The sequence below is a fragment of the Ruminococcus flavefaciens genome (assembly GCF_900119075.1).
Taxonomy (GTDB): domain Bacteria; phylum Bacillota; class Clostridia; order Oscillospirales; family Ruminococcaceae; genus Ruminococcus; species Ruminococcus flavefaciens_Q.
Window position 1 is genome coordinate 313,100 of record NZ_FPIP01000003.1, and the last position, 24,779, is coordinate 337,878.

14 protein-coding genes are annotated in these 24,779 nt (G+C 47.7%); 10 read left to right on the forward strand and 4 right to left on the reverse strand.

What is annotated here, in order from left to right; all coding sequences use genetic code 11:
- Positions 1-81: 81 nt before the first annotated feature.
- Entirely contained in the window at positions 82-495 is a 414-nt protein-coding gene (locus tag BT105_RS06355; protein ID WP_028514250.1) for a bis(5'-nucleosyl)-tetraphosphatase, read from the reverse strand.
- 251 nt (positions 496-746) lie between these two features.
- On the opposite strand from BT105_RS06355, the gene BT105_RS06360 reads away from it, so the two are divergent.
- A complete protein-coding gene (locus BT105_RS06360; RefSeq protein WP_072299950.1) occupies positions 747-2,291 on the forward strand; it encodes a DUF3794 and LysM peptidoglycan-binding domain-containing protein in 1,545 nt (514 codons plus the stop codon).
- A gap of 123 nt (positions 2,292-2,414) precedes the next feature.
- Complete coding sequence (spoIVA, locus tag BT105_RS06365; protein WP_072299951.1) at positions 2,415-3,890, forward strand: stage IV sporulation protein A; 1,476 nt, start codon at positions 2,415-2,417, stop codon at positions 3,888-3,890.
- Between the two features lie 411 nt (positions 3,891-4,301).
- On the opposite strand, the gene BT105_RS06370 is transcribed toward spoIVA, so the two are convergent.
- Entirely contained in the window at positions 4,302-8,210 is a 3,909-nt protein-coding gene (locus BT105_RS06370; RefSeq protein WP_072299952.1) for an endo-1,4-beta-xylanase, read from the reverse strand.
- Positions 8,211-8,722: 512 nt separating this feature from the next.
- Here BT105_RS06370 and yicI point away from each other — a divergent pair.
- Together yicI and BT105_RS06380 are read left to right on the forward strand one after the other, a co-directional pair.
- Positions 8,723-11,029 (forward strand): alpha-xylosidase, encoded by a 2,307-nt coding sequence (gene yicI / locus BT105_RS06375; protein WP_072299953.1) that lies wholly within the window; start codon positions 8,723-8,725, stop codon positions 11,027-11,029.
- Positions 11,030-11,120: 91 nt separating this feature from the next.
- Positions 11,121-12,302 (forward strand): CPBP family intramembrane glutamic endopeptidase, encoded by a 1,182-nt coding sequence (locus tag BT105_RS06380; protein ID WP_072299954.1) that lies wholly within the window; start codon positions 11,121-11,123, stop codon positions 12,300-12,302.
- A gap of 155 nt (positions 12,303-12,457) precedes the next feature.
- On the opposite strand, the gene BT105_RS06385 is transcribed toward BT105_RS06380, so the two are convergent.
- The gene (locus BT105_RS06385) at positions 12,458-13,444 is read right to left on the reverse strand and encodes a CPBP family intramembrane glutamic endopeptidase (protein ID WP_072299955.1); all 987 of its coding nucleotides are present in this window, start codon (positions 13,442-13,444) and stop codon (positions 12,458-12,460) included.
- A 243-nt stretch (positions 13,445-13,687) separates the two neighbouring features.
- Between BT105_RS06385 and BT105_RS06390 the strand changes: the two genes are divergently transcribed.
- The 6 genes from BT105_RS06390 (at position 13,688) to BT105_RS14810 (ending at position 23,110) form a co-directional block, all read left to right on the forward strand.
- Complete coding sequence (locus BT105_RS06390) at positions 13,688-15,415, forward strand: ABC transporter ATP-binding protein (RefSeq protein WP_072299956.1); 1,728 nt, start codon at positions 13,688-13,690, stop codon at positions 15,413-15,415.
- Positions 15,415-17,307, forward strand: coding sequence for an ABC transporter ATP-binding protein (locus BT105_RS06395; RefSeq protein WP_072299957.1), 1,893 nt, complete (start codon positions 15,415-15,417; stop codon positions 17,305-17,307). The genes BT105_RS06390 and BT105_RS06395 overlap by 1 nt, the downstream gene beginning before the upstream one ends.
- A 22-nt stretch (positions 17,308-17,329) precedes the next feature.
- On the forward strand, positions 17,330-18,064 hold the full coding sequence (locus BT105_RS06400) for a hypothetical protein (protein WP_072299958.1): 735 nt from the start codon (positions 17,330-17,332) through the stop codon (positions 18,062-18,064).
- A gap of 467 nt (positions 18,065-18,531) precedes the next feature.
- Complete coding sequence (locus BT105_RS06405) at positions 18,532-18,975, forward strand: hypothetical protein (RefSeq protein WP_072299959.1); 444 nt, start codon at positions 18,532-18,534, stop codon at positions 18,973-18,975.
- Positions 18,976-19,192: 217 nt separating this feature from the next.
- The gene (locus BT105_RS06410; RefSeq protein WP_072299960.1) at positions 19,193-20,020 is read left to right on the forward strand and encodes a CAP domain-containing protein; all 828 of its coding nucleotides are present in this window, start codon (positions 19,193-19,195) and stop codon (positions 20,018-20,020) included.
- 639 nt (positions 20,021-20,659) lie between these two features.
- Positions 20,660-23,110: a glycoside hydrolase family 11 protein gene (locus tag BT105_RS14810; protein WP_072299962.1), complete on the forward strand. Its 2,451-nt coding sequence runs from the start codon at positions 20,660-20,662 to the stop codon at positions 23,108-23,110.
- 39 nt (positions 23,111-23,149) lie between these two features.
- Here the strand turns inward: BT105_RS14810 and BT105_RS06425 are convergent, their stop codons facing one another.
- Positions 23,150-24,373 carry a DUF4349 domain-containing protein gene (locus BT105_RS06425; protein ID WP_072299963.1) on the reverse strand — a complete coding sequence of 408 codons (1,224 nt, stop codon included), beginning with the start codon at positions 24,371-24,373 and terminating at the stop codon, positions 23,150-23,152.
- Positions 24,374-24,779: the final 406 nt, after the last annotated feature.

Below are 24,779 nucleotides of genomic sequence, written 5' to 3' on the forward strand. Positions count from 1 at the left end.
AGAACCTTTCCTCAGAAAGGTTTCCCCCATAATTAACTGTAAGCTTCTATATAAGTGTTGCGGTTACGTGAGGGAGTTTTTTCAGTGATTCTCTTTGATAGCGGTCTTTGCCTTGGCAACGATAGTCCTGTCGTTTTCATAGGACAGGATATTGCCTGCGTAGGATATGTCCACCCAGCGTATCTCGGCTATTTCGCCTGCCTGCGGTGTAAAATCCACGTTTTTTGCCTTTGCAAGAAAATATACGACAACCTTGACGGTGTCTTTTTTCGGTGAATAGGTCACAGTTTCTCTGAATGTCGGATCAATTATCACGTCGATAGACGTTTCTTCCATTATCTCACGACGAGCAGTCTCGACCTCGGTCTCGCCCTTCTCGACGTGTCCCTTGGGGAAGGACCAGTGACCGCTGTTGATATGCTTTATCAGCAGAATTTCCGTATTGCCGTGGTATTTCCTGTAGACAATCGCGCCGCATGATTTCTCGTGAAGCATATATTATCCTTTCTTGCCCCATATTTCGGGCAGAATAAAAGCAGCTACAGATACTGCTTTTGTATTGTTGATACTATTATATCATATTTTTTATAATAAAGCAACTATACAGAGAGATTTTTTGTGGATTTTATTAATTTTGCACAATCAGGGGGGCTTTTGCACTTTTTTCAAAAATAAAAATGCAGGAATACTTGTACTTGCCCGTGAATATATATTACACAAAGCAAAACTTCAAGGAGGTCGACCTTATGGAATTAAAACTCAACAGAGAGACCGTTCCTGCGGCGGAAACTATATACGACGGCGTACAGGAGCAGGCTCTCGAAATGGATTACATTCTTCCCGATTACTGCCCTGACATTTTCAGGCTTATCCGCTGTGACACCACTCCCGTTATCACCGACTGGTCGATAAGCGGCGACAGGCTCACTTATGAGCTGATGTGCGATATACATATACTCTACTGCGGCGAGGAGGGCTCGGCGGTGCAGTCCGTTGACCAGCACAGGAGCTTTACGCGGACGGTAGAGCTTGGCAGGGCGGCAGACTCTCCCGAGGTAAGGCTCGTCCCCAAGACCGACCACGTGAACTACCGCGCCGTGAACAAGCGCAGGCTCGACCTGCGTGGAGCAGTCTCCGTTAAGATAAGCGTGACGGGACAGCAGGAGCAGGAGGTCATATCCGACGCATTCGGCATGAATATCCAGCTGAAAAAGGCTCCCGTAAAGTTTGCGGCGCAGAGGATAAACGCCGTTAAGAACGTCCGTATCGAGGAGGACATGGAGCTCACACCTGCACAGCCAGATATATCAAGCGTACTGAGCTGTCGGTGCAGGGCAGGTGATTGCGAGATAAAGCTCATCTCGGGAAAGCTCCTTGCCAAGGGCGAGGTGCAGACGGAGCTTCTGTACTCTGGCAGCGAGGGCGCTGTGGAGCACATGAGCTTTTCGCTAAGCTACAGCCAGATAATCGACGTGGAGGGAATCGACGACAGCTTTGAGTGCGCAGTTATCCCCGAGGTGGTCAGCTGCAATGTTACGGCGGCTGCGGACGGCGACGGCAATAACAGGATACTACGCTGTGAGACCGAGATACGGCTGGGCTGCCGTGCGGTAAAGACTTCAACTGCCATGATAGCCGAGGACGCCTTTTCAACAGTCTACCCCTGCAATGTTGAAATGTCGGAGATAAAAGCCGAGCAGATACCCTCGGTATACGACGAGAGTTTCCGCCACAGTGCAAGGCTTGCTGAGGGAGACGCTGTGCCCCAGACTATCTATGCCATGTGGAGCGAGCCCAAGAACATCAATACCCGTATCGGCGACGACGGGCGCTCCGTAGTCATCAGCGGTATGCTGTCCTATTCAATGGCGGCTAAGGATAACGCAGGAATGATAGTCATGCCTGACCGTGACGAAGCTTTCGAGGAGACTATCGGGCTTCCCGATGATATCAGCGGAGCTTATGTTTCGGCGGAGGTCAGCGTAAAAGAGACCGCCTATGATATCTCCGCAGAGGGAGTCCTCAACGCAAGGGCTGATATCACCGTGAAGCTGTCGGTGTACAGCTCGGACAGCATAAAGGCGGTTACAAATATCGTTATTGATGACTCCGCCAAAAAAGAGCGCGACGGCGACTACGCAATAAAGCTGTATTTCGGTATCGAGAATGAAAATGTCTGGGATATCGCCAAGCGCTACAGCACCAGTGTTGAGGCTATCATGGAGGAGAACGAGCTCAGCGGCGAACGTCTTGAAAACGGCGGAATGCTGCTTATCCCTATAGTATCTTAAGGATTAGAGCTAAGAATTAAGAACTAAGAGCTAAGAATTATAGAATTAGAACTAAGAAATATCAGTTTACATATCTTAGTTCTTAGATCTTAGGTCTTAGTTCTGATAAAAAAGGAGTAATTTATGACTAAAGATATATACACCAATATCGCTCAGCGCACGGGCGGCGATATCTACATAGGCGTGGTGGGACCTGTGCGCACGGGAAAATCCACCTTTATCAAGCGGTTTATGGAGTCCCTTGTGATACCCAATATCGCCAGCGAGTTCAAGCGCGAACGGGCTATCGACGAGCTGCCCCAGTCCGCCGCAGGCAAAACTATTATGACTACCGAGCCCAAGTTTATCCCCGAGGAGGCTGTCCGCATAGACCTTGGCGACGGAGCAGCGTTCAATGTACGTCTGATAGACTGCGTGGGCTACATCGTCCCGAGCTCAATGGGCTACATCGAAAATGAACAGCCCAGAATGGTGATGACATCGTGGTTTGATGAGGAGATACCTTTCAATATGGCGGCTGAGATAGGCACGCAGAAGGTCATTACGGAGCACTCCACCATAGGGCTTGTCATCACCACTGACGGTACAGTCACGGATATCCCACGTGAGGAGTACGCCGAGTGCGAGGAGCGTGTTATCCGCGAGCTTCGGGAGCTGGGCAAGCCGTTCGTTGTCATACTTAACACAGTTAACCCCGATTCTCCCGAGGCAAAGGCGCTGGCGGAACAGCTCACGGAGCGCTACGACGCAAAAGTCATACCCGTGAACTGCCTTGACCTTACAGAGGAGGATATCCGCGGCATAATGCGGGAGATACTCTTCTCGTTCCCCATAAAGGAGATAAATATCCGCACAGCGCGTTGGATAAACACTCTCGATAAGGGGCACTGGCTGAAAAGCGAGATACTGGACTGCATACGAAATGCCGCCAAGGATATACGGCTGGTCCGCGAAGCTGAGGAGGCTGCCGCGGCAATGGGGGAGTGTCCCAATGTGGTCAAGGCGGAGATAACCTCCATAGACTTGGGAAAGGGTTCGGTGACTATCACCGCGGAGCTTGATAACAGCCTGTTCTATAAGATTCTCGGGGAGACCACGGGTATCGAGATAGATAGCGAAAGCGACCTCATGCCCCTGCTGTCGGAGCTCAACGAGATACGCCGCAAGTACAAGCGCATAGAGCCTGCCCTTGCCGAGGTGGAAGCCACGGGCTACGGTATCGTAATGCCCGAGCTTGAGGAAATGTCCCTTGAGGAGCCGAAAATTATCCGTCAGGGCGGCAAATACGGGGTAAAGCTGAAAGCCTCCGCGCCGTCCATACACCTGATGAAAGCCAACATCAATACCACTATCAGCCCTATCGTCGGTACGGAACGCCAGTCCGAGGAGCTGGTGATGTATCTGCTGGACGGCTTTGACGACGATCCCAAGAAGATATGGGAGAGCAACATTTTCGGGAAGTCTCTCCACGAGCTGGTCAACGAGGGGCTTCACAGCAAGCTTTTCAAAATGCCTGTGGACGCGCGAATGAAGCTTCAGGAGACGTTGGAGCGCGTGATAAACGAGGGCTGTTCGGGGCTTATCTGCTTTATACTATGAAAAAAGGAGACCTTTGGTCTCCTTTTTTCAGTGATTAGTTGTTAGTGATTAGTGCTTAGTGTAGGGGCGCACAGTGTGCGCCCGAATCTACGTAATGTATGGTTTGTAGGGGACGGCGTCCTCGACGTCCCGAGCCTTTAACCGTTAATCTGTAGGGGCGGATATTATCCGCCCACAGGTCTCAGATTTGCTTTAAATGGCCATTTGTAGGGGCTGCCTTTGGCAGTCCGCATTGTTCATAGATGTAGGGACAACATTCCTTTTTTCATATAGCAACAAGAAAGCCGTGCTGCCTAAGCACGGCTTTCCTGTTCTGATTTGTCCCTTACAATAAAGTTTTGGAATTATATCAATCTGTGCGGCGCATTTGTGCAGAAGCACCGCACAGATCAACATCGAAAAGAATTATGATTATGAGAACTTCCAGTAATCAAATTCGCAGTCGCCGCTGAATACCATGTAGATATCCTTAACGCCTGATACGTTGTTCTCTGCAGCTGCGAGTTCGTTCTCGCTGCCGTTGAGCTCGCCGTAACCGATGCAAGTACCTGTAGCAGAACCTACACAGAACTTAACTACTGCGTTGCCGCTGCCCTTGACTGTGATAGAAGATACGCCTTTGCTGAGGTCAACGCCGCTGACCTTGATCCAATCGCCCTTCTTAGCCTTGACAGTTGTGTTGCCAACGCCGCTGATGCTTATGTTCTTGGACTGGTTGGACATTGTTTCAGCCTGTACAGTCTCGTATGCGTTGAGGTTCTCGATCTGGCTTACGCCCTTCTGTGAACCGTTACATGTGATCTTTCCGTTGCTTAAAGTTGCCTTATCGATACAGGGTGATCTGTAGTTAAGACCCTTGCCGCCGTTAACGCCCATACGCATTTCAAGCTGACGTGAGTGATAAAGTACATAGTAGCTGCCCTTGAATTCGATAATTGAGTGGTGGTTGTTACCGCCGTTATCAAGTCTCTGTGTACCTGTGTTCTTGAATACAACGCCCTGGTACTGGTATCCGCCGAGAGGATTTGTTGATGTCATGTAACCGATATCAGCATTGCTGAAGGAATTACCGTTTACACTTGTGCCGCCCGGAACATTCCAGTTGTGGCAGAATGAGTAATACCATGTGTTGCCGATCTTGATCATGCTTGAGTCCTCAAAGAGGTAAGGTGTACCGGGATCGATAGGTGTACCTGAAATTGAGATCATGTCAGAGCCGAGCTTAGCGATACGTCCCTGCTTTGTCTGAGCAGCCTGTCCGCTTGGAACACCGCCGCCGTATGCGATGATACCTGTGTCTGTATTAGGATCATAGTAAACGCCTGGATCGAAGAGCCATGTTACGTTACTGTTAGGAGTGTTTCTTGAAATGATTTCGTGTCCGAGAGGATCCTTTACATTCTTTGTGAATGTCGGGTCATCAGCTGTGATAACGCCGATACCTGAACCATTGTTTGCGAAGTAAAGGAAGAACTTGTCCTGGCCGTTGATCTTCTTCCATGCAGCATCAGGAGCCCATGCGTTATTAGCCCATTTTGCGATAGGTGTGCCGTTTACTCTTGTTCTTGCAACAGGAATCTGACCGTGGTCAGTCCAGTTTACGAGGTCTGCTGTTGATAAGCAGTTGATATAGCCTGAAGAATAATCATTTTCGATCATCTGGTTATTCTTGTATGCAAACTGATCGGCTGTTGTATAAACGTAGAGTCTGCCGTCATATACCATCCAGCCAGGGTCTGCGCCGAAACGCTGAGTGTAAAGCGGGTTGTTCTCGCCTTCCTTCTTGAAGCTTTGTGCGAGTGAAAGACCGCTGAACTTGCCCTCATACTTTGAGGTATCAAGTGTGGGAACTGCTGGCTTGTTTACAGGGAATTCGTCGATCTTGCCGAGAACGAAATTCTGAAGGAGAACGAGGTCAGCAACTTCAAGAGTTGTGCTCTGGTCTACGTCTGCTGCCTTCTGAACCTTTGAATCGTTGAATCCGCCTGCGATAAGTCCCTTTCTTTCAGCAACGAGGTCGAAAGAGTTGATAACGCCGTCGAAGTTAACGTCACCCTGACGAACTGTATTAGATGTAGGTGTGTCTGGGTTTGTATCTTGACCGTTGTTTGGAATCTCAGGCTGTCCTGCGCCCGGGAGCTTTGTGCCGCCGTCAGCACCGATAGCCTCGTCAACGAAGAAGCTTACAGTGTTGTTCTCGTCTGTAGTTTCAACATAGATCTGCATATCAGAAGCGCCTGATGGGATAGTATAGCTTGTATTTGCAAGCTGTACCCACTCGCCCTTAGGAGCTGTACCTGTAGCGATCTCTGAATACTTTGTTTCAGAACCGTCTGAATACTGGAGAGTGAACTTGAACTCTGTTGTAGAGTCGCCCTCCTGAGTCATAGCGTTTACAGAGAAGCTGTAAGACTTGCCTGGCTCAAATACGCTTGAATCAAGTGAATATGAAGCACCGTTCCATGCAGCTTCACGGCCTGAGCAGTAGAGTGACTTGCTGCCTGCATACTTAGCTGAGCTGCTTGTGTCAACTGAAGCTGAGCCTCTGCCGTTCCAGCTGTCTGTGCTGCCCTCGAATGTGCTGTGGAACCAGTAGCCGTCATTGTCCTTCTTAGGTGGCTCCGGAGGAGTATAAGTACCGCCACCGTTAGATCTCGGGCCTGTGTATGGGATACCTGTGCCCCAGTCGCTGTCGGAAACGAGGCTTGTTATAGCGCTGTAAGCTTGCTTAGGCTGGTTGCTTCCGTTGTAAAGGAGAGGAGCATTGCTTCTGCCGCTTGACTTATCTGTACCAACCCATGAGTTGTTGTCGTTTGGTCCCCAGACCTGAACGAGTGATACGAAAGGTCCGTTTGGATGGTTTTTATTCCAGTCCATAGCGTGCTTGAAGATAGCCTTGTACTTGTTAGCCTGGTCTGTCATTGAGTACTTGCCGCCCTCAGTTGAGAGGTCGAGCTCTGTTACCTGAACATCGAGACCGAGATTGAGGTACTTATCCATAGCAGCGAGGTAAGAGTTTGTATCGCCCCATGCGTTGCTTGCAGCGCAGTTGAGGTGAGACTGCATACCCATACCGTCGATGAGTCCCTTAGCCTTGAGAGGTTTGAGGATAGTATTGATGATACAGTTCTGCTTGTCGTTAGCGAACTCGTTATAGTCGTTGTAGAAGAGCTGGCAGCCATCGGGAGCGTACTTTCTTGCATATGTGAAAGCCTTCTCAACGAAGCTGTTGCCGCCGTAAACCATTGCCCACTTTGAGCTTCCGTTTCCGTTTGAAGGTCTTACGCCGCCCTGGTTAGCAGTACCGTCGTTGATTACCTCGTTACAAACGTCGTATGCAAAGAGGTTGAGTTTAGGATACTGTGTCTTGTAAGCTGCAAACATATTCTTGATGTAGCTTTCCATACGCTGATCCATGGTTGAAGAATTTACCCATGAACCGTTGTTGTTGAAGTTTGTCTTGAAGAACCAGTCAGGAGTCTGGCTGTGCCATACAAGAGTGTGGCCTCTGAATGCGATGTTGTTCTTTGAAGCAAAGTCACAGATAGCAGCGCAGCGGCTGAGAGAAACCTTAACGTTTGTATCTGTTGAGCCGTTCTGAACGATAGTAGCGTCAGGCTTTGTCTCGTTCTCGCACTCGATAGCGTTGTGATCCTTCAGGATAATACCTGTTATACCGCTGTTGTTTACAGTACCGCCGTTGAGGATATTACCTACGCGGAAGTACTTGGCAAATTCGTCCTTGAGTCCCTTGCCTGCGGGAGCAGCGTGTGCCTCATTAGCTGCTTTGTCGCCTGTGATAAGGACATCATCGAAATAGAAATCGTCTGTAGAATCTGTGTAGATCCTGAGCTTGTACTCATAGCTCGCCTTAGAAGCTGTGTCAGTACCCTTGAGCTCTGTCCACTCGCCTGCCTTTGCCTTCTTGGAATCCAGTTCAACAGTTCTTTCCTCGCCTGTTTCAGCGTCGATAGTAAGAAGTGTGAAGTGGAACTTCTGAGCGGTCTCGCTGTACACCTTAACGCTGTAGGTATACTTGTCGCCGCCAAAGAGGTAAAGTCCCTTTGAAGAAGCTACACCGTCCTCCTTGTTGAGACGGCCTGTGATCTTCATGCCTCGTGAAGAATCAGTGCCAATGCCGTTTTCAGCGGTGAGCTCAGTGTAATCAGCTTCGTTGTACCAGCCTTCGTAGCTGCACTCGAAATCATTTGCAACGATCTCTGCAGCATAAGTGTGCATCACTACGTCAGGCATTACGGACAATACCCCTGAAAGACAGCTTGCAGCCGTCAGGCTTGCAATCAGTTTTTTTACTTTCATTTACATTCTCCTCCTCATTTAATAATGTATATTTTTCGTTCAACGTCATGATATATTTTATATCATTTTATGCTGTTACTCCCATTGTACCCTAATATATTAAAGATTGCAACCTAAAAAATAACGATTAGGTGTACAAAACGCAGAAAATGCCCAAAAATTGCGCACTTTCTTAAAATTGCGGTAAACAAGTTACTACTTTTAGCATAAAACAACAACTGCCTGAAATTTGTATTATTTTGCATGATATGTTATATTATATGCACACTAAGACATAACAACTTTTGGCGTAGGTGCGAGGTTTCTGCTGTATATCCGCGAATTCTGCCATATAGTCAAAATTAACGATTTATAGCATAAATTATCATATCCAAGTCGGAAAATTCAATTTTAAAATTACCATTTGTAAAAATCAGAACAGGTGGATTTTTTGACTGTAAAAATGGATTTCCATTGAAATTGAACGAAAAAAATGTTATGATTAGTACAACATCAACAAAGGAGCTGAGATAATGAAGATCTCCGACGGATACTGGCTCAGTAAGACGGGCTATAACGTCCACTGGGCTGTACAGATATACGACACGGAAGCCGATGAAAACTCCATAACGGTCTATGCCGCTTCGCAGTTCATCTCAAACAGGGGCATGACTCTGGGCGGACCTGTTTTCACGGTGAGGTTCGCGTCTACCCTTGAAAACAGCATAAAGGTCACAATAGAGCATTTCAGCGGCGAAAGAAAAAGCAGCCCTGCCTTTGAGCTCAACGAGGACAAGGGCTTCAAGCCTGTGATAAAGAAGCACCGCAGCGGCTGGGAGCTCATATCGGGCAAAACATCGGTGCGTATCGGCAAGAGCAAAAAGGAGTGGGACATCTCCTATCATTACGGGGACAGGCTCCTCACTAAGTCGGGCTGGCGCACCACCTCTATTATCGAGGAGGAGCAGTGGCACAGAAAAGCCCGTGAGTCTGCTGACGCAGACCTGCGCTTCTTCGAGAAGTGGGACAATGGCGGCAATATCCATATCCGCGAAATGCTTAATCTTGCCGTAGGGGAGTACATCTACGGCTTCGGCGAAAAGTTCACCTCATTCGTGAAAAACGGGCAGACTGTTGAGGTCTGGAATAACGACGGCGGCACCTGCACCGAGCAGAGCTACAAGTCCGTTCCGTTCTTTGTTTCGTCGCGTAATTACGGCGTTTTTGTCAATCACCCCGAGCGCGTCAGCTTCGAGGTGGGCAGCGAGACTGTGTCGAAAACAGCTTTTTCGGTGCAGGGCGAGCGCCTTGAATACTTCCTTTTCGGCGGCGAGTCCATAGCGGAGGTCATCGAGCGGTACACCTCCCTCACAGGCAGACCTGCCCTGCCGCCCCCGTGGTCATTCGGACTGTGGCTGTCCACGTCGTTCACCACGGAATATGACGAAAAGACCGTCAGCTTCTTCATTGACGAGATGAAGCAGAGAAATATCCCCCTTGACGTTTTCCACTTTGACTGTTTCTGGATGAAGGAGTTCCAGTGGTGCGGCTTTGAGTGGGACGACAGGAAATTCGCCGAGCCCAAGGCAATGATAGAACGTCTGAAAGCCAAGGGCGTAAGGATATGCGTTTGGATAAACCCCTATATCGGACAGCGTTCTCCTGCTTTCAGAGAGTGCCTTGACAGGGGATACCTGCTGAAAAACAGGGACGGTTCGGTGTTCCAGTGCGATATGTGGCAGCCGGGCATGGGCATAATCGACTTCACAAATCCCAAGGCGCGAAGCTGGTTCGCGGATAAGATACAGCACCTTGCAAAAATGGGCGTGGACGCTATAAAAACGGACTTCGGCGAGCGTATCCCCACCGATGTGAAGTATTTCGACGGCTCCGATCCCTATAAAATGCACAATTACTACGCCTATATCTACAATAAGACGGCTTTTGAGGCTCTTGAAGCTGCCAGCGGCAGTGCTTGTCTCTTTGCACGTGCGGCAACGGCAGGCTGTCAGAAGTTCCCCGTACACTGGGGCGGAGACTGCTTCTCCTCATATGAATCCATGAGCGAGACTCTCCGCGGCGGACTGTCGCTGTGTATGTCGGGCTTCGGCTTTTTCTCCCACGATATCAGCGGCTTTGAAGCGACGGGAACTCCCGACCTGTACAAGCGCTGGACAGCATTCGGACTTATGTCCACTCATTCGCGCTATCACGGCAACTCTTCATACCGCGTGCCGTGGCATTTCGACGAGGAAAGCTGCGATGTAGCCCGTCATTTCACAAAGCTGAAGGGCAGGCTCATGCCCTATATCTGGGCAAACGCAGTAAAGGCTCATCTTACGGGAGTCCCCGTGATGAGGGCCATGGCTGTGGATTTCGGCTATGACCGCAGCGCCCTTACTGTGGATACTCAGTATATGCTGGGAGACTCTCTCCTTGTGGCTCCTGTTTTCGGCGAGGACGGCGAGTGCAGCTTCTATCTGCCCACAGGCGGCTCATGGACGGATATACAGACAGGGGAGAGCCTTGCAGGCGGCAGCTGGTACACGAAAAAGTACGATTACTTCGGACTGCCTCTCTATGCAAAGCCCAATTCTGTCATAGTTTACGGCAGATTCAGGGATACTGCGGACTACGACTACGCCGAGGGCATGAAGATAGTTATATACGGCATCGAGGACGGCTGCACCGCAGAGACTGTGGTATACGGCAGAGACGGTGCTGTCGAAGCGGAGATAAAGGCTGTGCGCAGCGGAAAGCAGATAACTCTTACTGTTACAGGCACGGACAAGCCCTATACCGCTGAAAGTGCTCAGGGACTTAAGATTTTGACCGTCTGATGAAATATTGTGCTTTTCTCTTTACTTTCGGGCAGTTTTGTGGTAAAATAATAGGAAAGTATACACGGAAAGGCAGGGATAACAGACCTTTATGAACGAAACACAGGGCTACAGCGCGGAATATGCCGCGCTAAGCCATGAAATATATAACCTTACCAAGCAGCTTGAAGCCAAGGAACGAGAGTATAGGGAGTCCACAAAGACGGACAGCTACGATCCCTTTGATAATCCTACGGAATTCCGCTGGTACAGGGACGACTACTCGGAGATACTGCCGTGGATAACGATGCCCGAGTTTTCGGTGCCCTTCGAGCCTGCAAAGGTGGAAAAGAACACTATCAGGAAGTTCTACAACATCGGCGGCTTTACGGCGCTGTTCCAGTTTCTCGGCTCAAATGTGCTGGCAACTCTGCTGATACTGCTTATGACCGCTATTCTCAGCGGTATGAACACGGGTGTTTCCTCGGGAGCTATCTCCCATTACATGACAAAGGGCGCCATATTCGTGGCAATAAATATGCTTACTTTCCTTGCCGCAAACGTAGGCTTCGGTTTTATAGGAATGAAATGGGCGAAAATAAAGCCCTCATCTCTCATAAAGACTCGGGACTATCACTTTGCCGACGCGGTCATGCACTGCCTCGCAGGACTGTTCATATGGGTGACTGCGGCGTATATTTCCTCGGGTATCGAGGATATCGTGTCGCAGTACGGCTTCACGACTGAGGTCATGGACAGCGATTACGGCAAAACGGGGCTGGGATTTGCGATAATGACTATCTATACCTGTCTTATCGCGCCGATAACCGAGGAATTTTTCTTCCGCGGCGCACTGATGAAGATATTCTCGAAATCAAATCAGCGCTTCGGTATCGTGGCTTCGGCAGTTTTCTTCGGACTTGCCCACGGAAATCTCCCACAGTTCATGCTGGCATTCCTTATCGGCGTATTCATGGGACATATCGACATGAAGCACAACTCCATAGTGCCGTCGGTAGTGGTTCATATCTTCATAAACACCATGGTGTCTGTGATATCTGCATTCAATGAAAACGAAGTGGTAATGGGAATGCTTTCGCTTCTGATAATCGCATTCGGAATAATCGGCTTTGTAATGCTGCTGATGTTCAGAAAGGGCTGCAAGCTGCCTGTTTCCACACCTGCCCAGTCCAGACGCGGTATCGCCATTGCGAAGACGTCGGTGGGAATGATAATTGCATTTTCGGCGCAGCTTATATATCTGGTGCTGCTTATATTGACTACAAAGGAGTAAGAGTTTTTAGTGGTTAGTGATTAGAAAAAACAGGCGTGATCTTATCACGCCTGTTTTTAGCTGTTAACGGTTAAAATTGTAGGGGCTGATGCCTGCATCAGCCCGATAAAAACTGCGGGGCGATGTGGTCATCGCCCCCTACTATTAACTAATCACTATTCACTGACCGCTGCTTCTGACTGCTGAGCAGCTGATTTTTGGGATATGCCGTAAACTACGGCAGCAGTAGCAATAAGCAGTACTATAGTTGTGAGGATACTGCCCTCGATACCGAACTTTCCGCCTGTGAGGAATGCAGATGAGCTCTTTGCTGTAGTGCGGAATATCGACGGATTTTCGCCTGTTCCGCTGACGCTGATACCATAGAAGTTGCCCTGCATGAAGTTCCATATGGAGTGTATCGCGCATACTCCCCAGATATTTTCAAACAATATCATGTAAAGAGCCGCAAATGCACCGAAAAGCGCGATATTGAAGAACGGCAGAGGTCCGAAGCCGGGGTTTGTTGCGTGTGCAAGTGAAAACGCCACGGAGCTTATAGCTACAGCTACAAGAGTATGCTTGCCGCTTCCGCCTATAGTTGTCATGAAATAGCCGCGGAAGATGAATTCCTCGCTCATTCCCTGTATGATGTATCCGATGAAATACAGGGCTATCATTACGATGTTGATATCGTTCGAGAGCTTAACGGTGTGGATGCCAAATAATGCTCCGAGAAGTACAGCGGCGGTCATAAGAACGAGACCGATAGCGACTCCGGGAAGATAATTCTGAAAGAACTTAGCCTTTTTAACGCCCATGGAGCAGACTTTTCTTACCTCGATACAACGGCAGTATATCAGCGAGCAGATAGTGCCGAATACTGTTGAATACATCGTGGGTATCATTACCTCAGGTCTTGAGGCTACCTTTGTGGCTAATTCCATGGTAGCAGACGGATCAAGCAGTGAGGAAGTGTCTTCAAGGTCGGACTTTGCAAGTTCCTCAAGCAGGGGCTTGATGCTGGCAACACCCGGGATTATGGATTCGAGAAGAGCTATAGCAATAAAAACCACTATAAAAATCAGGATAATTATGAAGATATTCTTGGAAGCGTGGGATTTGGATGCTTCGTCGAACATCTTAGGTCTGTAATTCAGCATTTTGAATACCTCCGTTATTATATCAAACGACAAAAATTTTTAACGTTCATTATAATTTTACTATAGTACAGCAGTAATGTCAAGTATTTTACACTTCTGAGGAGCACTTTCAGCGTATGAAAAACAACTAAAAAAAACGGCGGAAATACCGTTATTTTCGCTGTCTTCTCATTTGACACGGCAGGGCAGAGATGATATAATTGAAGTTGGATTATTTTTTAAGGAAAGAAAGGGGTAATGCCGATGTATAAAACAGTTTTGTCACACGTCGGAAAGTACAAGAAACAGGCTATATTATGCCCTGTGACCATTATCGGAGAGGTCGCTATGGAGGTGCTTATACCTGCGGTCATGGCTCTGATAATCGACAACGGTATCAAAAAGGGAGATATCGGCTATGTTGCGAAAATGGGCGGACTTATGGTGCTTATGTCCGTGTTTTCCCTTTGCTTCGGAGCTCTTGCGGCGCGTTTCAGCGCAGTTGCGGCTATGGGCTTTGCGAAGAATCTCAGAAGCGCACTTTTCCGCAGAGTGCAGGACTTTTCCTTTGCAAATGTGGATAAGTTCTCAACAGCTTCGCTTACAACGAGACTTACAACAGACGTTACAAATATCCAGAACGCATTCATGATGTTCATACGAATGGCTTTCCGTTCACCCATAATGCTGGTCTGTGCCACTATTATGGCGGTAAAGCAGAACGCAAAGCTTTCCATAGTGTTCCTGTTTGCAATACCTGTTCTGGGCGCGTCTATAATATTCATAATCTCAAAGGCACATCCGCGCTTTGAGAAAATGCTCAAGCAGTACGACGCCATGAACGGCAAGGTGCAGGAAAACCTCGTAGGTATCCGCGTAGTAAAGGCTTTTGCCCGTGAGGAATACGAGAAGAAACGCTTCGAGGAGAACACCGAGGCAGTCCGCAAGGCTCAGTTTGCCGCTGAAAAGCTGGTCATCATGGGTATGCCTATCATGCAGCTGGTAATGTACATCAGCATTGCAGCTATCCTCTATTTCGGAGGAAATATGGCTGTAAACCACGATATCGCTACAGGTCAGCTTTCAAGCTTCATCTCCTATGTAACACAGATACTTATGTCGCTTATGATGCTTTCGATGCTCTTCATCATGTTCGTGGTTTCGAGAGCTTCCATACAGCGTGTACATGAGGTGCTCATTGAAGAGCCTGCCATAAAGGACAATGACGATTCCGAGGTATCCGCAAATGACGGCTCTATAATCTTCGAGGACGTAAGCTTCAGCTACTATGACGATATGAACAACCTCGCCCTCGACAACATAAATCTCAGCATCGAATCAGGCGAGACTATCGGTATCATCGGCGGTACGGGCTCGTCAAAGACCTCGCTGGTACAGCTTATCCCACGTCTTTACGACGCAACGGCAGGAAGAGTTCTTGTAGGCGGACGGGACGTAAAGAGCTATCCGCTGAAAACTCTCCGCGATCAGGTCGCTATGGTTTTGCAGAAGAACGTGCTCTTTTCGGGAACTATCAGGGATAATCTCCGCTGGGGCGACGAGAACGCCACAGACGATGAGATAATCAAGGCTTGCAAATCAGCCTGTGCTCACGACTTTATCATGAGCTTCCCCGACGGCTACGATACCGATCTTGGACAGGGCGGCGTAAACGTTTCGGGCGGTCAGAAGCAGAGACTCTGTATCGCAAGAGCTCTCCTGAAAAAGCCTAAGATAATCATTCTCGACGACTCTACAAGTGCAGTCGATACGGCTACAGACAGCAGTATCCGCAAGGCATTCCGCGAGAATCTTGCCGATACCACCACAATTATCATCGCTCAGCGTATCTCCTCTGTTATGGACGCAGACCGCATCGTCGTTATGGACGGCGGAAAGATAACAGATGTGGGCACACACGAAGAACTCATGGAGAAAAGTGAGATATACCGTGAGGTATATGACTCACAGCAGAAAGGAGCTGATGAATAATGCCGCCTAAAGGAAACCAGAGACCAATGGCAAAGCCGCAGGATACCTTCGGCACGCTGAAACGCATATTCAGCTATATGCACGGCTTCAGGATACAGTTCGTATTCGTGGTCATAGCTATCTTTATCAGCTCGGGAGCAGGCATCGCAGGAAACTACCTGCTTAAGCCCATAATCGACAACATCGAGGACGCCCTTAAAACAGGGGAATGGAAGTACGGAAAATTCATCGGCATACTCATGACAATGGTCATCATATACGCCTGCGGTGCGCTGTCATCGTTCCTGTATATGCGCTTGATGATGAAGATATCCACTACAACACTCATGCGTATAAGAAACGACCTTTTCTGCAAAATGGAAATGCTTCCTATACGCTTCTTTGACAAGCACACCCACGGCGAGCTCATGAGCCTTTACACCAACGATACCGACGCTATCCGCGAAATGCTCAGCAACAGTATCTCACAGTTCATAAGCTCGGCTATAACCATAATCGGCGTGTTCATCGCCATGGTCATCTACAGCTGGAGACTCACTATCCTTGTGGTAGTCATGCTGTTCATAATATTCAGAGTTATCGGCTTTGTAGGCTCAAGGAGCGGCAAGGGCTTCATCGCTCAGCAGAGAGCTCTCGGCAGTGTAAACGGCTACATCGAGGAAATGATAGACGGACAGAAGGTCGTCAAGGTCTTCTGCCACGAGGACAAGGCGAACGAGGAGTTCAATGCTCTCAACGAGGAGCTCTGCAAAGCGGCTACCCACGCAAATACCTTTGCAAACATTCTCATGCCTATTATGAACAACCTGTCCTATATCCACTATGCCGCAACAGCTATTGCAGGCGGTATCATGGCGGTAAAGGGCATAGGCGGCATGACCGTGGGTACTGTGGTATCATATTTGCAGTTCACACGTTCATTCTCCCACCCGATAACAACTGTTTCACAGCAGTTCAACTCAGTCCTCACTGCTCTTGCAGGTGCAGAGCGTATCTTCAAGGTCATCGACGAGGAGCCCGAGTCCGACGAGGGCTATGTAACTCTTGTAAATGCGGAGATATCACGCAATGGCAAGATAAAGGAGACCGACAAGCGCACAGGCCGCTGGGCATGGAGGCACCCACACAAGGCTGACGGCACTGTAACCTATACGGAAGTCCGCGGCAACGTGGAGTTCGACGACGTTGTATTCGGCTATGAGCCAAACAAGACTGTTCTCAACGGCATTTCGCTCTATGCACATTCGGGACAGAAGATAGCCTTTGTAGGCTCCACAGGTGCGGGAAAGACCACTATCATCAATCTTATCAACCGATTCTACGATGTTCCCGAGGGCAAGATACGCTACGACGGAATAAACATCAACAAGATAAAGAAGGACGACCTGCGCCGTTCACAGTCCATAGTATTGCAGGATACCCACCTGTTTACAGGCACGGTTATGGACAATATCCGCTACGGTAAACTGGACGCTACCGACGAGGAGGTCTACGCAGCAGCTAAGCTTGCCAACGCAGACAGCTTCATCAGGCACCTTGAAAACGGCTATGACACCATGCTCACCGCCGACGGTGCAAATCTCTCGCAGGGACAGAGACAGCTCCTTGCAATTGCAAGAGCGGCAGTGGCAGATCCGCCCGTGCTCATTCTCGACGAGGCTACAAGCTCTATTGATACCCGTACAGAGGCTCTCATCGAAAAGGGTATGGACTCCCTTATGGAGGGCAGAACGGTATTCGTTATCGCTCACAGACTGTCTACGGTACGCAATTCACACGCTATCATGGTTCTTGAGCACGGCAGGATAATCGAGCGCGGCAGCCATAACGAGCTTATCGCTCAGCACGGAAAGTACTATCAGCTCTATACGGGAATGTTTGAGCTGTCATGATGATAAATTAAGGGGAATGAACATGGATATCAGAAAAATAACGGCAGCTGCGGCGGCATTCGCAATGCTGTGCATGGCGGCTTCATGCAGCTCAGAGGGCAAGAAAAGCAGCACTAAGAACACTCACAAAGCGGCTTCCGAACCTGTTTCGGAGTCCGTTGAGGGTGTTGACGCAAACGACGCTGTGGACGCTGTATCGGGTGACGCCTACCTTGCTATAGCAGACGAGGGCTTCAACGTACAGTATCTCGGCGACAAGGACGAGAACAAGAGCAATCAGCTCTCATATGACGCAGGTATCGCCCATATCAAGGGCAACGGCGACTATACCGTAAGCGTTACCGCCGATACCAACGGTTTCAGATACGACACCACAGGCGATATAAACGGCGAATTTGTCGTTAAGGGACTTGGCTTTGCGGCTGTCATCATCGACGACGCGGAAAAGACCATGCCCAACGCAGTTATCACTGTCAAGGGCATCAAGGTGGACGGCAAGGATATCGAGCTGAAAAAGAAGAGCTACACCAATACTGAAAGCGGCTCTGTACGCGCCAATATCTTCAACGAATGGGTAAGCGACGACAGTATCCCTGCCGACGCCAAGTGCGCAGAGGGAGCGCTTTTCAATAACGGTGACAGCGCTTCGCCCAGCGATATAAACGACGGCGGATACTCGGCACAGATAGTCAGCAGAGACGATTTTGCCCAGTGGAAAAATGTAGAGGTAAACTTCTCGGTTTCAGGACTGGAGTGAAAAAAAGCGCACACTGTGCGCTTTTTTTATTGAGAATTGGCGGCTCACGAAATTATTGTGTAGGGGGCGATACTTGCATCGCCCCGCGTGGTTTTGGAGAAATTTAACGGGCTGATGTAGACATCAGCCCCTACAGCATAATATGGCAGAAGCATAACCTCACGGATTTCCCGTGAGGTTTTTTTCTTTAATTCAGCTTTCTATCACAAAACGCACATATCTATACTCTATAATACAGTCAAGACAGCAGGAAAGAATAGTGTTTAAGACATCTTCATTTTTCATATAAACCACCCTAAAGGTCAAAGCGCTCGGATTCGGGCGCTTTTTCCCTTTTAAGCACACTTTTCCACGCTGTGATACATACAAAAGGAAAGATTTCTCCGCGTATGTTGCTTTTTTTATATTTTTATGATATAATTACTATAGCATTTTAAACAAAAAATGCATGATTGGAGGAAATAACCATGGAAAACAATATCGAGATCACAAACAAGGCAATTGCAGCTTTCCGTGAAATACTTGACAAGCGCGGAATATCCTACGACCTTAACCAGAATGACGGGAATATGATAAGATTCCGTACACAGCTACCTAACTTTGAGGGGGTAACTCCTTACGTTATTATACATTTCAATGAGGAGAACGGTGCGCTCAGCCTTGCTCTCACAGGTATCGCTACATTTGTAAAGGGCGGTCCCGACCTTTACAAGCTGGTAAACGACTTCAATGCCGATCCTGCAAACTTTGCCTGCAAGATGTTCGTTGAGCCCGAGGGACACATCGACGTGCTCACAAATGCTATCATCAAGAAGGACGATGTATGCGAGCTCATCGAGGAATATCTCAAGATAAATATCCTTGCAACAGACAAGTATTACGGACAGATCGCTGATATAATTGCTAAGTAATTGCGAACACTGATAAAATTTAACGCTATATAGCCAAAAAACTTAATTATTTTTCGGATAAGCAAAGACGAAAATTACCAGCGGTATAAAATCTGTTGTACAAAACGTAGAATTTTGTTGTGAAATTTGCTAATTTGCCCTAAAACCCCTTTAAAATTATATTTACTTGTGCTAAAATATAATTACAGAAGAAATCCATTTTAAAGGGGGTGCAGGTATGAGTAATGTTAAGAAAATGTGGTGCGAGCTGACAGCTCTGTTGCTGGCTTTAGTTATGGTATGTTGTTCACTGCTTAGCTGCCCGTGCAGAACTCATGCCGCATTCATAAAGAAAACATCAGAGACTGATATCAAGGAGATATCCGATAAGATCATAGTTCTGGTAAATGAAGAAAGAGCTAAAGAAGGTCTTAAGCCTCTGAAGGCTGTTCCGTACCTTAATGATAAGGCGCGTGAGCGTGCAAGAGAAGCTATGACCAAGTTCAGTCACTATCGTCCGAGATGGGACGGCAAGCCTGACGATATGGATAACGTTTTCTTTACTATTATCGACGAAAATCTTATACCATGGTCACGCATTGGCGAGAATCTGGCAGGAGGCTATGAGACCGCTGAAGAGACCATAGAGCAGTGGAGAGGCTCTCCCGACCACTGGAAGGCTATCATGGATCCGAACTATACGCATATAGGCGTTGGCGGCGGCTATGAGAAAAACAGTGCTTATGGCTACTACTGGTGTCAGATATTTGTCGAATACGACAGAGACAAGTACGGACCGCTTGATAATGAGTATATCCCCGAAAGATACAAGACTGTTCCTGTGGATACAGGCGATATCAATGGCGACGGCGAAATAAATTCCTTTGACCTTATCACTCTTAACAGATATCTGGCAGGCGTTACAGAGCTCAATGATCTCCAGATAGCAAGTGCGGATACTCTTAAGGACGGCACGGTCACTTCTGCCGATGCAACTATACTCAGAAGATATATCCTTGGCAAGTATAAGTCTTTGCCGGTAACAATGGATATGCTGGGTTTATAATTAATCAGGTTACGATTGAAGAGGAAATATAAGAAAGTGTGTTCATGGTTAAAACGGCTGATTTTTCAGCCGTTTTTACTTTTCACATAACCAAAAGGTGGAATACGGCAGATACGAGCTGTGACGGAAAGCTGACCTTAATATCATATATAAAAACAATGCGTGATTTTTGGTTATCCATGATACAGCTCCGATACCAAGTCGGGACTTCTCTCTGTCAACTTGTACAAACAAAAGTACCGCTTATTGGTCAGGTATACAAAATCCAGCTTAAACAGTACAATGTTAACAAAAAATACATCATTCGTGTTGAAATTCATGGTATTATATAACTGTAAAGAAGAGAGGTCAATATATAAAAGACCATGCAGGCTGTATAGCGATATGCCGCATGGTGCTATAAGTGTAAAGCCTTGTGACCGTTTCCGAGCAGTCGGAAACGGTCACCTTTTTTATATGGAAGAATTTTTCAACTGTCTTTTTCTGCTTTTTTACTGTATAATCTTTACAAATCTTTACGAATGGTGTATAGTATAATTGTAAACATTCGGCAGGCGACATAAAGGCGGCAAGGTCTACTGCACTGTGAGACCGAGCCAAAACAAAAATAGGCATAAAAATCAAGCAAGGAGTGATATTATGGGCTTAAAAGGCTTCAAACGTGTTATCAGCACGACTATCTCGGCAATGCTGCTGGCAGCAGGCGTACCCTCGGTTCCTGCTGTAAATGCTGCCGACGCTCAGGAGCGCGGCAACATAGGCGGCTATGATTACGAGATGTGGAACCAGAACGGTCAGGGACAGGTGTCCATGAATCCGTCGGCAGGTTCCTTTACCTGTTCGTGGAGCAACATCGAGAACTTTCTCGCTCGTATGGGCAAGAACTATGACAGCCAGAAAAAGAAGTACAAGCAGATAGGAGAGGATATAACTCTGACCTATGACGTTGAGTATACCCCAAGAGGCAATTCCTATATGTGCGTTTACGGCTGGACAAGGAATCCTCTCATGGAGTACTACATCGTAGAGGGCTGGGGCGACTGGCGTCCGCCGGGAAATAACGGCGTAGAATCAAAGGGAACAGTTACTCTTGACGGCAATAAGTATGATATCTGCAAGAGTATGCGCTACAATCAGCCTTCACTTGACGGTACTAAGACCTTCCCGCAGTACTGGAGCGTCCGTCAGACCAGCGGTTCGAGGAACAATACTCAGAATAATATGAAGGGTACTGTCCATGTCGGCAGGCACTTTGACGCATGGTCAAACGCAGGTCTTGACATGAGCGGAACTCTTTATGAGGTATCCCTCAACATCGAGGGCTACAGGTCAAACGGCTCGGCGAACGTAAAGAGCGTAAGAGTATACGCCGACGGAAGAATGTTTGATCCAAGTGAGCAGACAGGCGATATGACTCCTGTTAAGACTGTAGAGCCCGATCAGAACGGAGATTACTTAACAAGCACATTTGAGAACGGCGCAGGCGACTGGGGATCAAGAGGTTCAAATTCTGCTGAAATAGTTTCCACAGACTTCTATGAAGGCAGCAAGTCGCTTTATGTTTCGGAGAGAGCGAATGATTGGCATGGCTGTGGTATCTTACTTGATACAGCCGTATTTGCACCCGGCGCTACATATAGCTTCAGTACGGCTGTGCTCCAGAAATCGGGACATGATGTTACTATGCAGATGTCGCTCCAGCAAGGCGACGGAAACAGTGCGACCTACACTAAGATAGCTGATTGTTCTGCTAAGAGCGGCGAGTGGACAAAGCTGGAAAATACCGAGTTCACTATCCCCGACAACAGCGGCGATATGCTGCTTTATATCGAAACTCCCGAGGGTTCAGATGAATTCTGCGATTTCTATATCGACGCAGTTCAGGTATCAAAGAAAGGTAAGAGCTCTGCTGTTGTAACGGGACAGGGTACGGTTACTGATAAGATTGTATACACCGATACTCCAAGCACAGGCGGAAAGAGCCTTTCAAAGACCGATACCATAAAGATAATGCCTATCGGCGATTCTATCACCTTTGGTATGGGCGAAACAGGCGGCTACAGAAAGTACCTCTACAATGACCTCAAGCAGAAGGGCTACACCAAGATAGACATGGTAGGTCCTCAGGGACAGAACAGCGCTAACTTCAACGGTATGTCATATGATGACAATAACGCAGGCTACAGCGGCTTTACTATCAAGCAGCAGCCCAACAGCTGGAGCAACGACAGCGGACTCTACGAAAAGCTCAAGAATCAGGACGCTGTTAAAAAGGCTCAGCCTGACATCGTTCTCCTTATCATCGGAACAAATGATATGACGGCTAACCGTTCCATGAGCAACTGCGAGAAGGACCTCCACACTCTCATGGATTATATCCTTAACGATATCCCCGAGGGCAGCGTGGTGTTCATGGGCTCTATCCCTGAATTCACAGAATACGGCGGAAATCCCACAAGAACTGCAAACTATAACAGCACAGTCAAGAAAGTGGCTGAGTCCTATGCAAGTCAGGGCAAGAATGTCAAGTTTGCGGACGTTCACGGCTGTCTCGACGGCATGAACGATATCGGCAGCGACAGGCTTCACCCCAATGGAACAGGCTATAAGAAAATGGGTGCATTCTGGGCAGATACTATCGACAAATATGTTGCTGCTTCTGCACCTGTAGTTACAACCACTACCACAACTACAACTACCACAACAACAACTACTACCACCACAACCACAACTACAACAAGCACCACAACGACTACGACTCCTACAACTACCTCCACAACATCGACTACTACATCGACAGCGACAACAACTCCCGAGACCACTACTACAACAGCTCCGCAGCCTGCAGTTACAAAGGCAGGCGACGCAAATAACGACGGCAATGTTGATATGTCCGACGTAGTTCTTATCATGCAGGCTCTGGCTAATCCGAATAAATACGGTATAGGCGGAACAGATGAAAAGGCTATTACAGAGCAGGGCTGGATAAACGGAGACGTTGACAAGTCCACAGAGGGTATCACATCAAATGACGCTCTCAGGATACAGGAATTCCTCCTTGGCAAGATTAAGGAGCTTTTATCGAAATAATGCAAAAAGGCGTGACTTGTGTCACGCCTTTTTCAGTATTTATTTCTTGTTTTCGTTGGGGTTGGGGTTATTGTTCTGTGCAGGAGCATTATTTGGTGCGCTGTTTGGAGCTGCCGACGGAGCGTTGTTTGGCTTCACAGGCTGATTTGCCGCTGGTGCGCCGCCCTGCATTGGCTGATTGTTCGGCATAGGTGCAGGCGGTATAGGAGCAGGTGGATTGCCCTGCATAGGCATATTGTTTCCGTTTGGGAAGAGGGGAGCGCTGCTTATTTTGCCGCTCTTTACCATTTCCTCATAGCGCTTTTTCTTGGACTTTTCGCTTGCCTTTACGATGAACTTCACTATCTTCACGATGATGAATGTGATTATACCGATGAGAAGCAGATACGGCAGTATCCTGATAATTACAAAGAGTGCGCCCTCGAGGAAGCTGAGGAAGGTGCTCCACGTGCTTGAAAGGGTGTTGCTCAGTCTCTGACCGAAAGTATCGGTCTTTTTCACAACAGGCTTATCGGTGTACTCGCGGACTTCGTTAAGGGTGAGGTCTACATATGAATAAGCAACGTCGTTTTCGATGTTGTTCATGCGAGTTTTTATCCTTGCTATCTCTATCTGTATGTTGGTGAGCTCCTCCTCGACGGATATAGCTTTGTTCTGGTCCTTTATCTCTTTGAGCATTTCGAGGTAGCGGTCCTCTTTTGCTTCATAAATGCTGAGAGTTGTCTTGAGGTCGGAGTATTCCGTGGTCAGATTATCTACAGAGGCGTTTTTCTTTCGCATATCGCCTACGGATTCGGCTGATTTGCAGAAATCATCGTATTTCGCACTGGGGACTCTTATTGTAGCATGGAAGTTCTTCCATTTCTGCTCGTCGTTGTAGAGCCACTGGCTTGTGTCGCCGCCGTCTGAGTAGCTCTCGTTTTCAATAAAACCGCCGTAGCTTTTGATATATTCGTGTATCTGGTCAACTGCCTTATTGAAATCGAGAACGTCAATGCTCATATTGCAGGAGTAGACCAGCATTTGTGTGTTGATTACCTTGACATCGGACTGCTTGTAATCTACGTTGAGAAGCTCAGGCTCTTCAAGCTCGGACGGAGCATTGGTCTCAAGCTCGGCATTGTCGTCGCTCTTGTAGTATTCGCCAGCCTCGGCGTTGCGCGGAGCGGCATCGAATGCTGACATTGTATTCTTTTCGTTGCTGCCGCAGGCTGAAAGCAGGAGAGTACTTGCGAGAGCGGCTGCTAATAGTGTTTTTTTCATGGAAGATTCCTCCTTTTTCGTGGTTTTTATATATCATATCACTTTTTTTATGCTGAGTCAACGAATATATCATAACAATTAAATTAAAATTCGGTAACTTAGCACTAAGAATACGCAGTTTCTTTGCGTGGTTTTGTACTTCATAAGTGTCAGAAAACGGCAGAATTGCTGCACGGCATTTGGATTTTTGGCATATCAGACAAATCGGGCTGCTCTGATTAGTGCACAGCGACAGTCGCGTAAAAAAATCACAGTCCGACGGCTGAGTTATTGTGCAAATAACCCCGTTTGATTCATTGACTTTTTGTTTGTGGTAATGTATAATAACATATAATATATATAACAAACAAATATCGTGCAAAAATATAAGGGAATGGATCGAATATCTTAATTCATCTAAGCAAAA

What these genes read in the sequence shown, in the direction of transcription:
- BT105_RS06355 (WP_028514250.1), bottom strand. Translation starts at nt 495, where the DNA reads ATGCTTCACGAGAAATCATGCGGCGCGATTGTCTACAGGAAATACCAC.
- BT105_RS06360 (WP_072299950.1), top strand. Translation starts at nt 747, where the DNA reads ATGGAATTAAAACTCAACAGAGAGACCGTTCCTGCGGCGGAAACTATA.
- spoIVA (WP_072299951.1), top strand. Translation starts at nt 2,415, where the DNA reads ATGACTAAAGATATATACACCAATATCGCTCAGCGCACGGGCGGCGAT.
- BT105_RS06370 (WP_072299952.1), bottom strand. Translation starts at nt 8,210, where the DNA reads ATGAAAGTAAAAAAACTGATTGCAAGCCTGACGGCTGCAAGCTGTCTT.
- yicI (WP_072299953.1), top strand. Translation starts at nt 8,723, where the DNA reads ATGAAGATCTCCGACGGATACTGGCTCAGTAAGACGGGCTATAACGTC.
- BT105_RS06380 (WP_072299954.1), top strand. Translation starts at nt 11,121, where the DNA reads ATGAACGAAACACAGGGCTACAGCGCGGAATATGCCGCGCTAAGCCAT.
- BT105_RS06385 (WP_072299955.1), bottom strand. Translation starts at nt 13,444, where the DNA reads ATGCTGAATTACAGACCTAAGATGTTCGACGAAGCATCCAAATCCCAC.
- BT105_RS06390 (WP_072299956.1), top strand. Translation starts at nt 13,688, where the DNA reads ATGTATAAAACAGTTTTGTCACACGTCGGAAAGTACAAGAAACAGGCT.
- BT105_RS06395 (WP_072299957.1), top strand. Translation starts at nt 15,415, where the DNA reads ATGCCGCCTAAAGGAAACCAGAGACCAATGGCAAAGCCGCAGGATACC.
- BT105_RS06400 (WP_072299958.1), top strand. Translation starts at nt 17,330, where the DNA reads ATGGATATCAGAAAAATAACGGCAGCTGCGGCGGCATTCGCAATGCTG.
- BT105_RS06405 (WP_072299959.1), top strand. Translation starts at nt 18,532, where the DNA reads ATGGAAAACAATATCGAGATCACAAACAAGGCAATTGCAGCTTTCCGT.
- BT105_RS06410 (WP_072299960.1), top strand. Translation starts at nt 19,193, where the DNA reads ATGAGTAATGTTAAGAAAATGTGGTGCGAGCTGACAGCTCTGTTGCTG.
- BT105_RS14810 (WP_072299962.1), top strand. Translation starts at nt 20,660, where the DNA reads ATGGGCTTAAAAGGCTTCAAACGTGTTATCAGCACGACTATCTCGGCA.
- BT105_RS06425 (WP_072299963.1), bottom strand. Translation starts at nt 24,373, where the DNA reads ATGAAAAAAACACTATTAGCAGCCGCTCTCGCAAGTACTCTCCTGCTT.